The sequence below is a fragment of the Parvibaculum indicum genome, assembly GCF_011762095.1.
Lineage (GTDB): Bacteria > Pseudomonadota > Alphaproteobacteria > Parvibaculales > Parvibaculaceae > Parvibaculum > Parvibaculum indicum.
Genome location: NZ_JAASQO010000011.1, coordinates 107,157 through 120,179 on the forward strand (window position 1 = coordinate 107,157; position 13,023 = coordinate 120,179).

4 protein-coding genes and 2 tRNA genes are annotated in these 13,023 nt (G+C 64.5%); 3 read left to right on the forward strand and 3 right to left on the reverse strand.

The window, feature by feature from the left end:
- Positions 1–2: 2 nt before the first annotated feature.
- Positions 3–9,122, reverse strand: coding sequence for an Ig-like domain-containing protein (locus tag FHS78_RS14185; protein ID WP_167095027.1), 9,120 nt, complete (start codon positions 9,120–9,122; stop codon positions 3–5).
- A 70-nt stretch (positions 9,123–9,192) separates the two neighbouring features.
- Positions 9,193–10,518 (reverse strand): TolC family outer membrane protein, encoded by a 1,326-nt coding sequence (locus FHS78_RS14190; protein WP_167095028.1) that lies wholly within the window; start codon positions 10,516–10,518, stop codon positions 9,193–9,195.
- 304 nt (positions 10,519–10,822) lie between these two features.
- Between FHS78_RS14190 and FHS78_RS14195 the strand changes: the two genes are divergently transcribed.
- Positions 10,823–11,773, forward strand: a complete 951-nt coding sequence (locus FHS78_RS14195) for a LysR substrate-binding domain-containing protein (protein WP_167095029.1) — start codon at positions 10,823–10,825, stop codon at positions 11,771–11,773.
- Between the two features lie 169 nt (positions 11,774–11,942).
- Here FHS78_RS14195 and FHS78_RS14200 read toward each other — a convergent pair.
- Positions 11,943–12,017 (reverse strand) — tRNA-Gln (locus tag FHS78_RS14200).
- A 134-nt stretch (positions 12,018–12,151) separates the two neighbouring features.
- Here FHS78_RS14200 and FHS78_RS14205 point away from each other — a divergent pair.
- Positions 12,152–12,228, forward strand: a tRNA-Pro gene (locus FHS78_RS14205).
- 136 nt (positions 12,229–12,364) lie between these two features.
- Positions 12,365–13,000 (forward strand): glutathione S-transferase family protein, encoded by a 636-nt coding sequence (locus tag FHS78_RS14210; protein ID WP_167095030.1) that lies wholly within the window; start codon positions 12,365–12,367, stop codon positions 12,998–13,000.
- Positions 13,001–13,023 lie beyond the last annotated feature (23 nt).

The window sequence follows — 13,023 nt, forward strand, 5'->3', positions numbered from 1 at the left end:
CCTCAGGCGACCGCCGGCAGGGAGCCGTTATCGCTGGCCGGGTCCTGCACCAACAGATGCTGCGTGCCGTTGTCGAAGTAAGGGAAAGCCGCGCCGTCTCCGACACCGGCAACAGCGCCGGTTCCGGTATCTCCGTTGTCGGAAAGACCCGGAATCTCACCCGACATATCGAGGACGCTTGCAGCATCGGGCATCACGCTCATGGACATCGCGGAGAAGGCGGAAACCTCGTCGCGCCCTGCGACTTCGATGTGGACAGTGGCGCTCTCCCCACCGTCAATCGTGTAGGTAAAGCTGTCTGTCGCCGTTTGTCCGTCACCGAGTGCCTGTATGGAGCTGGCGGCGGTCGGATCATAGGTGACCTCGCCGGTGCCTGAATTGTAGGTCAGGCTTGCACCCATCGTACTTGTCGCCGAGACGGAGGAAATTGCTGCACCATCGCCATCGTTCTGCAAAAGGATACTGCTGGAGAAGGTGTAGGGCGCGTCCTCGTTCACATTGTCCGCGTAGTTCTGACCATTGCCGCCGATCTCGGCCACCGTACGGGCAGTGGAATAGGTGTCATAGGAGAATGAATCGTTCCACTGCGCACTGGAATTTCGGATCAGGTAATCTTCATCCCCGCCATACGGATCAACGCCGCTCGGCTGACCGGTCGCCCAATTGGTATAGGCACCGTCGACCGCACTACCCGTGTAGTCGCCTACCCAGAATGTCGTGCCCGACTCGGGACCGCCTTGCCAGACCCAGTTGCCCTCCGAGGCAACGTCCGTGGCATTCAGCCATAAACGACCGGAATTGATTGTCGTGGCGAAATCGTTTTCTTCCGCGCTTGTAATGGTGAGGAGATAGCTGTCTCCAGGCAGTGCCGACGCAGCCGCGCTCTGGGCATAGGTCCAGTAATTGTCGGCCCCGATCAGGGAATAGGCATGGCCGTTCCCCTCGAAAACCGACCAGCCGTCCGGCACGGAGCTTATCGTATCGTCCAGTGCCGCAATGGGCGGCACTGTCTGTACGGTGATGTCGAGGGCGCTGGAGGCTGCGCTTTCATTGCCCGCGCCGTCGAGCGCCACCACGGTGAAGCTGTGGTCGCCATCCGGCAGGACGCTCGTGGTGTAGCTCCATGAGGTTCCCGTCATCGGCACTGTCCCAAGCAGGACGCCATTGTCGTAGATATTGACGAGGGTCGCCCCGGGCCGGGTGCCCGTGAGCGTAATGGTGTCGTCATCCGTAATACCGTCGCCGACCGTGCCCGTGTCCGTGCTCCAGCTGTCGATGGTTGCCGCCGCGGGCGGTGTCGTATCGACCCAGACAACCTGAATGCCCGACGCGTCGCCCTGGTTGCCCGCCTCGTCCACGGCCCTCGCCGTCAGATAGTGATAGCCTTCCGGCAGGGTGGATGTCGTGACCGACCAGTCGCCATTGCCGTCCGCCGTCGTCACCGCGATCTGGCTGCCCTGGAAGAAGATCCGGACTTCTTCGCCCGCCCCCGCCGTGCCGGTAAGCGTCGGCGTGGTGTCGGAGGTCTGACCGTTGGCAATGCCGGTGTCGTCGACAAAGCCGGTGATGACGGGCGTGGCGGGGCCGATATTGTCGAGCGTGATCGTGCTCGTCGCCGCCGAAGACTGGTTGCCCGCGCTGTCCACCGCATAGGCGCTGACAGTGATGTCCCCGTTCTCCAGACCGGAGATATTCGCGCCCGAGAGCATCCAGGACGATCCGTTCGCCACCGCTGTTCCGCTGACCGTGGCGCCCAGACTGTCCGTGAAGGTGACATGGACGGACTGGGCTCCGCCCGCAACGGTGCCGGACACATTGAAGTAGTTGTCTTCGTTGCCGTTCACGATGTTGTCGGTCGCAATCGGCGCAGAGAGAGAGACGGTCGGCGCGGAGGTATCGATGTTCACGAGACGCGTCGGGCTCCCGGTGCTCTGGTTGCCGGCCTCATCGACCTGCCGCGCAGTGAAGTAGTGGTAGCCGTCCGAGAGTGCGCCGGTGGTAAAGGACCAGTTTCCGGCTCCATCCGCCGTGGCCTCCCCCAGATAGCCTCCGCCATCATAGATGCGAACGGTGGCGTCCGCTTCCGCCGTGCCGCTGAGCGTCGGCGTCGTGTCGCTCGTCTGGTTGTCCGAGCCGGAGCTGCCCGTGTCGTCCGACAGGCCGGTGATGCTCGGCGCCGCGGGCGCGACATTGTCCAGCGTGATGGTGCTTGTCACCGGGGAAGACTGGTTGCCCGCGCCGTCGACCGCATAAGCGCTGACGGTGATCTCGCCATTCTCGAGGCCGGAGATATTAGCGCCCGAGAGCATCCAGGACGATCCGTTCACCGTTGCCGTCCCGCCGGCGGTGGCGCCCAGGCTGTCCGTAAAGGTGACATGGACCGTCTGGGCAGCGCCCGAAACGGTGCCGGACACATTGAAGTAATTGTCTTCGTTGCCGTTCACGATGTCGTCGCTCGCGATCGGCGTCGAGATGGCGACGGTCGGCGCCGTCGTATCGATGCGCACGATATGCGTCGCGCTGTCCGCGCTCCGGTTGCCCGCGGCATCGGCCTGCCGGGCGGTGAGATAGTGATAGGCGTCGGAGAGCGCGCCTGTCGTGAAGCTCCAGTTCCCGGCCCCGTCCGCCGTGGTCTGTCCGATAAGACCGCCGCCGTCATAGATGTAAACGGTGGCGTCCGCATCGGCCGTGCCGGTGAGGGTCGGCGTATTGTCGCTCGTGTAATTGTCGGACGAAGAGCTGCCGGTATCGTCCGACATGCCGGTGATTGCAGGCGTCCCCGGAGGCGTCGTGTCGATCGTCACGTCAAGAGCGGCTGATGGATCGCTCGCCGAGGCCCCGCCCTGCGCCGTCGCAACGGCCGTGAATTCGTGATCGCCCTCTGCCAGCGTTCCGGTAGCGAAGCTCCAGTTGCCCGAGCCGTTCGCCCAGGTCACGCCGAGCGAAACCCCGCCATCGAATATCTCGATAGCGGCATAGGCAACCGCCGTCCCGGTGATCGTGAGCGTCGTATCGCTCGTAGCGCCGTCGCCGGCAACACCCGTGTCGCCTGAATAGGAGGAAATCACCGGCGCCGCCGTTTCGAGCGGCGGCGCGCTGCCGATGACGATGTCGAGCGCGGTCGATTCATCGCTGACATTCCCGGCACTGTCCGTTGCCTTCGCCGTAAAGCTGTAGCTCGCCTCGGAAAGTTCGGCGGTCGTAAAGCTCCAGTTTCCTGATCCGTTTGCCGTCACCGTGCCGAGCGAGAGCCCGTTTGCGAAAATCTCGACGCTGCTGTTCGCTTCCGCCGTCCCCGAGAGCGTCGGCGTCGTATCGCTCGTATAGCCGTCTCCCGTGGGCGGGCTGTCGTCGCTGAAGCCCGTGATGACCGGCGCATTGGGCGCCGTCGTATCGATAACGACGAATTGCACGTCGCCATAGGCGCTGTCCCGGCCTGCCAGATCGGTCGCCTTGACCGTGATCGTGTGGACGCCTTCGGAGAACGTGCCCGTCGTATAGGACCAGTTGCCGTCGCTATCCGCGAGCGCCGTGCCGAGTACGGTTGCGCCGTCGCGGATCGTGACGGTCGCGTTCGCTTCGGCCGTGCCCGAAAGCGTCGGCGTCGTATCCGAGGTGCGGAAGTCGCCCGTCGCGCCGGTATCGTCCGACAGGCCGGTGAGCGTGGGAATGGCCGGCGGCGTCTGGTCGACGGTGAACAGGACCGCGTCGCTCTCGCCGCTCTCATTGCCGACATAGTCGCGCCCCGCGGCGGTGAACTCATGCGTGCCCTGCGGAAGCGCGGAGACGAGCAGCGTCCAGCTCCCGCCGCTGACATAGGCCGTGCCGACCTCGACGCCGCCGTCATAGACGACGACCTGTGTCGTGCCCGCCGCGGCCGTGCCCGAAAGCTGCGTCCAGTTGTAGGAGCTGATGCCGTCATCCGGCGCCGTACCGTTATCGTTGGTGAAGCCGGTGATCTCGGGCGCATCCGGCGGGGTCGTGTCGATATTGACGGTGACGTTGCCGGTCTGTGCGGAGCGGTTCCCCGCCGCATCGACCGCGCGCGCATAGAAATAGGTCCAGCCGTCCGGCATGGTTCCGGTCGACGCGGTCCAGTTACCGTCGCCATCCGCGACGCCGGTCGCGACGATATTGACGCCGACATAGATGTTGACCGTCGCATTCGCCTCGGCCGTGCCGGTGAAGATCAGCGTATTGTCGGTGGTCTGGTTGTCGGCATTGCCGGTATCGTCGGAAAAGCCCGTGATGACGGGGACCGCGGGTGCCGTCGCATCGATGGTGAGGTCGAGGGAAGCGGTTTCGCCGCTTTCATTGCCGGCCCCGTCGCGCGCCACCGCCGTGAAGCTGTGATCGCCGCCGCCGAGAGTGCCCGTCGTAAAGGACCAGGTCCCGCCGCCCGTGACATAGGTCGTGCCGATCTCGACGCCGCCATCCATGATGACGACAATCGAGCCCGCCTGCCCCGTGCCCGTCAGCGTCGGGGTCCTGTCGTTGGTCAGGCCGTCGCCGGCCGCCCCGCTATCGCTCGAGAAGCCGGTAATCGCCGGCATGGCGGGCGCGGTCGTGTCGACGTTGATCACGACCGGGTCGGACCAGCCGCTGCTGTTCCCGGCCTCGTCGGTCGCACGGGCCTCGAATGCCGCGTAGCCTTCCCCGATTTCGCCCGTCGTCATGGTCCAGTTGCCCGCGCCGTCGGCCGTCGTCGTGGCGACGAGCCCGCCGCCCCGGAAAATCTGCACCGTCGCATTGGCTTCCGCCGTGCCGGTGAAGGTAAGCGTCGTGTCCGACGTCGAGCCGTCGGCAGCGCCCGTATCGTCGGACCAGTCGGTGATGACGGGTTTCGCGGACGCGGTTCCGTCGAACTCGAAATCATGCGTTGCCGTCAACGAGCGGTTGCCCGCCGCGTCCGTCGTATAGGCTTCGACGGTGATCGTCCCCTCGGCAAGACCGGAAATATCGGTGCCCGTCAGTACCCAATTGCCGACGCCGTCGATTGCCGCGCTGCCCGTAACGGTTGCGTTCAGGCCGTCGCGGAACGTGATCTCGACGATCTGGCCCTCCGTCGCCGTCCCGGATACATCGAGAGCCGCCGCGCCTGTCATGCCGACGAGATCGTCGCCGTCGACGGGATCTGCGATCGTGACCGTCGGCGCGGTCGTATCCACGGTGACGTTGAATGTGGCGGAAGCCGGGCTCTGGCCGCTCGCAGGCGCCGTTGCGACCGCGGTGAAGGCATGCGCGCCCTCGCCAAGTTCTCCGGTATCGAAGCTCCAGTCTCCCGCCCCGTCCGCCGTCGCCGTGCCGAGCGATACGCCGTTCCGGAAGATTTCCACCGTGGCATCTGCCGCGCTGGTGCCCGACAGCGTCAGGTTCGTATCGCCGGTGCGGAAGTCGCCAACCGTGCCGGTATCGTCGGTAAAGCCCGTGATGGCGGGTGCCGGCGTCGCCGGGACAGTGACGGTCACCTCAAAAGCATCGCTCGGATCCGAGACGTTGCCCGCCGCATCGGTCGCACGGGCGGTAAAGCTGTGGATCGCCTGCGCGAGTTCGCCCGTATCGAAGCTCCAGTAGCCTGCGCCGTCCGCCGTCACGGTGCCGAGGAGAGAGCCCTGGTCGAAGATGGCGATCCGCGCATCGGCCTCCGCCGTACCGGAGAGGGTCAACGTCGTGTCGGCGGTCATGCCGTCTCCCGCCGCTCCCGTATCGTCGCTGAAGCCTGTAATGACGGGCGCATCCGGCGCCGCGGTGTCGATGGTAACGTCGAGCGCCGCTGTCTTGCCGCTTTCATTGCCTGCGGCATCGCGCGCCGCCACGGTGAAACTGTGATCGCCGTCGCCGAGGTCCCCAGTGGCGAAATCCCAGCTTCCGCCGGCCGGGATCGCCGTTCCGATTTCCACGCCATTGTCGTAGATCGCGATGCGCGCGGCATCCGCGGGCGCGGTACCGGAAAGGGTGAGGTTCGCATCCGAAGTCACGTCGTCCGCCGCGCCCGTATCCTGCGAATAGCCGGTAATCGTCGGCACGTCCGGCGCCGCGGTGTCGATGATGACGATATAGGGATCGGAACTGCCGCTTCGGTTGCCCGCCTCGTCCGTGGCCCGCGCCGTGAAGCTCGCATAACCGTCGGTGATCGCGCTCGTCGTCGCGCTCCAGTTGCCGTCGCCATCCGCGACGCCCGTCGCCACGATGTTGCCTGCAAAATAGACGTTCACCGTCGCATTCGCTTCCGCCGTGCCGGTGAAGGTAAGCGTGTTGTCGCCCGTCTGCTGGTCGCCCGGCGTGCCCGTATCGGCGGAGAACCCGGCGATGACGGGCGCGGCCGGCGCGGCGTTGTCGAGCGTAACCGCCGCGTCCACCGTGCCGGAGCGGTTACCGGCCTGGTCCACCGCATAGGCCTCGACCGTGACACCGCCGTTCTGAAGTCCGGAGAGGTCGATCCCCGTTGCCGTCCACGTGCCCGCGCCGGTAACGACCGCCTCCCCGGTCGCGGTTGCCCCGCCTTCATCGGTAAAGGTGAGGAAGACGCGCTGGCCGCCCGCCGCCGTGCCGGACACGGAAAGCGAGCCGTCTTCCGCGGCATTGACAATGTTATCCACCGCGATTGGCGTCGTGATAACGATACCCGGCGGGGTGGTGTCGACGGACAGCGTCATGTTTGCGGAGGGACCGCGATTGCCTGCCTCGTCTACCACGCGCACGGTCAGGCTGTGAGATCCCTCCGCCAGGGTACCTGTCGTAAAACTCCAATTGCCGCTCCCGTCGACATTCGCCGTGCCAAGCAGCACCGCGCCATCGCGGATTTCCACCGTCCCGTTCGCCTCCGCCGTGCCGGCAAGCGTGGGCGTGGTGTCGCTGGTGCGGTTATCGCCGGGATTACCCGTATCGTCGGTAAAGCCTGTAATGACGGGTGCCGCGGGCATGACGTTGTCGAGCGTGACGGTCTCGTTGACCGTGCCCGACCGGTTGCCCGCCTGATCGACCGCATAGGCCTCGATCGTGATACCGCCGTTCTGAAGACCGGAAATATCGATCCCGTTCAGGGTCCATGTCCCCGTGCCCGAAACGGCCGCCTGTCCGGAAACGAAACCGCCCGCCCCGTCGGTCAGGGTCACGAAGACGCGCTGGCCGCCATCCGCCGTTCCGGAGAGGGTGAGCACATTGTCTTCACTCGCATTCACGAAGCCGTCGCCCGAAACCGGCGAGGCAAGCGTGACGCCCGGCGCAAGGGTGTCGACCTCGACATTATAGGAGAGGGAAGAAGGGCTCTTGTTGCCGGCCGCATCCTCCGCCCGTGCGGTAAAGGTGTGACTGCCGTCCGCGAGAGGCTGTGTCTCGAAGCTCCAGTTTCCGGCCCCATCCGCCGTCGCCGTCCCCAGAGAGGTCGCGCCGTCGAAGATCTCGACCGTCATGTTCGCTTCGGCCGTACCGGTGAGGGTCAGCGTGTCGTCGCTGGTATGGCCATCGTCCGGGGCACCGGTGTCGTCCGAGAAACCGGTGATCGCAGGCGTTCCGGGAGCAAGGCTGTCATGCGTGAAACTCGCGGTCGCCGTGCCGGAACGATTGCCTGCCTGGTCTTCCGCATAGGCCTCGACCGAGATCGTGCCTTCGTCGAGCCCGGACACGTCGACATGCTGCAGCAGCCAGTTGCCTGCGCCGTCCACGAAGGCAATGCCGTCGACTTCCGCGCCGCTGCCATCCGTAAACGTCACGAAGACGCGCTGACCGCCCGCCGCCGTGCCGGACACCGAAAGCGAACCGTCTTCCGAGGCATTGACGGCTCCATCGCCGGACAAGGGTGTCGAGATCGCGATGCCGGGGGCTTCCGTGTCGATGGTGAGCGCGAACGACGAAGAGGACGCGCTCTCGTTGCTCGCCGCGTCCCGCGCCGTGGCGGTCAGGCTGTGCAATCCGTCGGAGAGCGCGGCCGTCGTGAAGCTCCAGTCGCCGTTCCCGTCCGCCATTGCCGTTCCGAGAAGGGTATTGCCGTCATAAATCTCGATTTCGGCGCCCGCCTCTGCCGTGCCTGAGAGCGTGGGCGTCGCATCCGCGGTCAGACGGTCGGCCGGTCGGCCTGTGTCGTCCGCATAATCCGTAATGACGGGTGCCGCGGGCGCCACGTTGTCGAGTTCGAATGTTTCCGACGTTGTCGCCGAGCTGTTTCCCGCCGCATCGACGGCATAGGCCTCGACGGTGATCGTCCCGTTTTCAAGGCCCGAGATGTCGGCTCCCGAGATCGTCCAGTTGCCGTTGCCGTCGACATGCCCGCTCTCCGAGACGGTCGCACCGCTCCCGTCGCGAAAGGTCACGAAAACTTCGCTGCCGCCCGAAGACGTGCCGGAAAGCGTCAACGCCGCGTCGTCGGCACCGCTGACGATACCGTCGCCGAAGAGCGGCATCGCAATCGCGATGTCAGGGGCCTCCGTATCGACCGTGACATCGACCGGGCCGGAGGACGTCCCGGCGCCGCCTTCATTCTCCGCCGTCGCGGTAAAGCTGTGCGCTCCATCCGCGAGCGCGCCGGTGGTGAAACTCCAGTCTCCATTGGCATCCGCGGTCGCCGTACCGAGCCGTATAGCATCACCGTAAATCGTAACGGTTGCGCCTGCTTCCGCCGTTCCGGTCAGCGTGATCGTGTTGTCGGCGGTAATCCCGTCGCCCGGAAGCCCCGTATCGTCCGAGAAGGAGGAAATCGAGGGCGCATCGGGGGCGGACGCCAGGGAATCGTTCGAGCTGTCTAGCGGCGGCGGCGTATCGTCGGCGGCGGGCGAAGATTTTTGATGGCCGGTATCGCCGAAGGCGTTTCCGTTCGTACCGCCCTCGTCCGATGTGTCGGTCCAGCCGAAAAACCGAGCGAAACCCGCCGGCAGCGGCCCGTCGATCCCGATGCCGTCGATCGATGCCGCTTCGGCAAGGAAGTCGGCCCCGAACCCCGCAATGCGGATCGTTCCGCCGGAACCGCTCAGAACGAGTTCACCCGCCTCCACATGAAGATCCTTCACGCCGTCCAGCGAGACGATCTCCGCCGTCACACCATCGGGTATCGTGAAATTCTTCCCGGCCTCGACCGTGACAAGTTCCACGTTTCCGCCGACGCTCGTCAATTGAAGGACGATCTTCATCGCTTGTTACTCCGGTTGAGCCTTTTGCGCGTTCATCGGGCAGTTCTGGCGGGGGGCGGTCGAATTTCGGTCAATCGTCTCCGCTTGCGGCGGCGGGGGCGAGTTCGCCCATCGCCGCGACGACGCCGTAAGCGGATCGCAGTTTGTCGAAGCGTGCGTCGAGTTCGGCGCGGTTCGCCGCGCGTTCCTCGTTCAACACGAAGAAAAGGTCGAGAAGGTCTCGCTGGCCGCCGATGAACTGCGCGTCGTAAACACGAACGAGTTCGCTCGCCGCGGCCTTGCGGCGCAGCAGCACCTGATACGTATCCCGGGCGGAACGATAGTTTTCCAGCGCCTTCAGAACGCCGAGCCGCACGTCGCGCGCGACATCGTGAATGCGGATCGACGCCGCCTGCTCGCGATAACGGGCAGCACTCGCATCGTAGAAAGCAGCCCCGCCCGTCGCGAAATTGTAGGTCAGCCGGAGACCGACATAATAGTCGTCGTCGGGCCCGGAAATGCCTTCGATATTGCGCCCGTTCCGCGCCCGCGCCTCGGCATCCAGGCGAGGGTAGAAGCTGGCTTTGGCAGCGTCGTGCGAACCGTCCGCCGCCAGCGCGCGGGCGCGCGCCGCGGCGAGCGCCGGGTGATGCCGCTCCGCCCCGGCCACGGCTTCGTCGGGTGTCAGATCCACGATCTCCACAGGCTCCACCGGCGGTTCGAGCGCGTCCGGCGCCGCGCCGATCAGCTCTCGGTAGCGCGTTTCCGCTAGGACGAGTTCGCGTTCGGCGTTCATGACGAGATAGCGCGCTTCTTCCGTCTGGCTGCTGCCGACGACGGTGAGCGAACGAAGCCCCGGGTCCGCCTTCGCACGGCGCTCGATACGGTCGGCGATATTTCGCGCGCGTTTCTCATGATCTTTCAGTAGGGCCAGCCTCTGCCGCGCCTCGAGAACGGAGAGATAGGCATCCGCCGCGTCGAACGCGACATCGTTGAGCTTCGACTGGGCGGTGAGGGTCTCGGCCTCCGCATCCGCCTTCGCGGCGGAAACGCGAGCGGGCGTCCGCATACCGTCGAAAATCGGCTGCGTCACGGTCAGCGAATATTCCTTGGCCGTCAGGGTGCGCTCGAAGGTCGGACGATCCGTGTTCTCCCGCCGGATGGATCCGTCGAGCGAAACCGTGGGGAAATAGCCGGAACGCGCGGCCCCGACCTCCCGCTCCGCCGCCTTCGCCTCGAGCCGTGCCGCCTTGGCGCCCGGATGGTCGCTGATGGCAAGGCCCATCGCGTCATCGATTGTGAATGCCTGCCCGTTCGACGCGAAGACTGCCGTCGTACACAGCGTAACGATCATCCCGAGACCGGGGAGCGCACCGGCCCGCCGGCTGCCCCGCCGGACACATCTTCCACTCTTCATTTCGGGATTCCCTTTCAGCCGCCCTGTCTGCAAGAGCTGCATCAAAATGAGAATCCCCCCGATATTCAACGATTTTTATTGATAATGATTAATAAACGAGACTCAATTCATCGGGTTGATAACAAAATCATGGCAATAGATATTATATTCAATTTATGAATACTTACAATTCATGCCATGAATGAACCCATACTTTCGGTCTACCCGGACCAAAATGAAAAATGCATGCAAGATGCGGTTTTTGAGGTCGCGATTTTATGTATGGTGACCGCTGTTTGATGCGAGGCTTCGGGAGCTACGACGCGTGAATATCCGTGAACTGGATCTGAACCTGCTGCTCGTTTTCGATGCGATCTATATTGAGCGAAGCATCAGCAAGGCCGCGGCCAAACTGGGCATGTCTCAGCCCGCCGTCAGCAATGCGCTGCGGCGCCTCCGCCACTTCACAGGCGACACCCTGTTCTACAAGGCAGGAACCGGCGTCGCCCCCACCCGCACCGCCATGACACTGGCCGTCCCCATCGGCCACGCGCTCGACACCGTGGAGCGCGGGTTGTCGTCGGTGCGCAGTTTCGATCCGGCCACCTCGACACGCACGTTCCGCATCGGCGTGAACGATGTCGTTCACAATACGCTGGTGCCGGCCCTGGTGGGGCTTACGCGCCGGGAAGCCCCGCATATCATGCTCGAATTCGTGTTGCAGGACAGCGACCGCGCGGCCGATTCCCTGAAGGGCGGCGAACTCGATATCGCGCTGCTTCCCGGCTTCGTCATCGGCAACGACCTCGCCTCGCAGAAAGTGTGGGAAGAGAGATTCGCCATCATCATGTCCCGCTCCCACCCTTTCGCCAATCGGGACCGGCTCACCAAGGACGATCTGCGCGAATTGAATTTCGTGGCGACGACGCATGTCAAACGCCTGCGCGGCTTCCTCGACGAGGTGTTCCGGCAGAACGGTGTCGAACGGACGGTCGCCTGCGCCGTTGCCGACACGCAGAACCTTTATCCCCTGGTCGCCGTATCGGATCTCGTCGCGTTGGTCGGCGTCTATTTCGCGGAGCAATACAACACGGATGGCAGCCTAGTGATGTTCGATACGCCCTTCCCGGTTCCGAATATCGACGCCCATATCGCCTGGACCAGCGAGGCGGATGCCGATGAAGGGCATAAGTGGATCCGCGACCATGTCATCGACATCCTCATCACCGGCTCCAGAATGCGCGACAGGGCAAGGCCGGCCGACCTCCTCGGGTAGCTCCCGTAAACGCGCGCCAACGCATATGTGAAGCAGGCGCCGCCCCAACCCGAAAATCCGAGTAAATTACTGCGACTATCTGCGAGCGGCCCTTTCCGCCGACGGGAAAGCCCCCGAAGCGGCTGCTTTCTGCCGAACGGGACGGGCATATCGAATGAAGGAAAGGGATTGGCTGGGGCGGCAGGATTCGAACCTGCGCATGACGGGATCAAAACCCGTTGCCTTACCACTTGGCTACGCCCCAAAAAGAGGGCCGGAACATAGCCTCATGGCATCGGCCGCGCAAGCGGCGGCGCGCCGCCCGAGGCGCGGAAAAGCTCGGAATCCGGCCTTGCAGCGCGCGCGCGCAGGCGATATAACCCCGCCTCCAGAGAACGTCGGAGTGTAGCGCAGCCTGGTAGCGCACCTCGTTCGGGACGAGGGGGTCGGAGGTTCGAATCCTCTCACTCCGACCATTCTCTGATTTCCCCCTCTCCCTGCCTGAAATTTGCCTGCCCCCTCGCGCAGATGTGTCTTTGCATCCCCTGCCGCGATGTGGATCATGTCGCCCATGGCAATCCGCGCAAACAAGCGGCCTTCAGGGAGAACATCATGAAACCCGTCCTTTACGACTACACCGCCGCGCCGAGCCCGCGCCGGGCGCGCATCCTGCTGGCGGAAAAAGGCATCGAGCACGAAAACGTTCAGGTGGACCTTGCCAGGGGCGAACAGCTTTCCGACGACTACAAGAAGATCAATCCGGCCTGTACCGTCCCGGCGCTGAAGCTCGAAAGCGGGACGATTCTCACCGAAAATCTCGGCATCGCGGCCTGGGCGGAGGCGGTGAAGCCCGAGCCCCCGCTTCTGGGCACCACGCCGGAGGAAAAAGGCCTGGTGCTGGGCTGGAATGCGCGGATCGAGTTCGAAGGCTTCATGCCCATCGCCGAGGTGCTGCGCAACACCTCCAAGGGCATGGCGGACCGCGCCCTTCCCGGCCCCGTCAATCTTGCGCAGATTCCCGAACTGGCAGAGCGCGGCGCGGTGCGCCTCACCCGGTTCTTCGACGTTTTGAACGAGCGCCTGAAAGGCCGGAACTATATCGCCATCGACGGCTATTCCCTCGCCGACATCACGGCGCTTGTCTGTGTGGATTTCGCCAAATGGGTGAAGCACGAGCCGAAACCCGAGCATGAAGACCTCAAGCGCTGGCACGCAGCGGTTTCGGCCCGGCCCAGCGCCAGGGCATAATCGTCGGCCTCAAACGAGCGTGT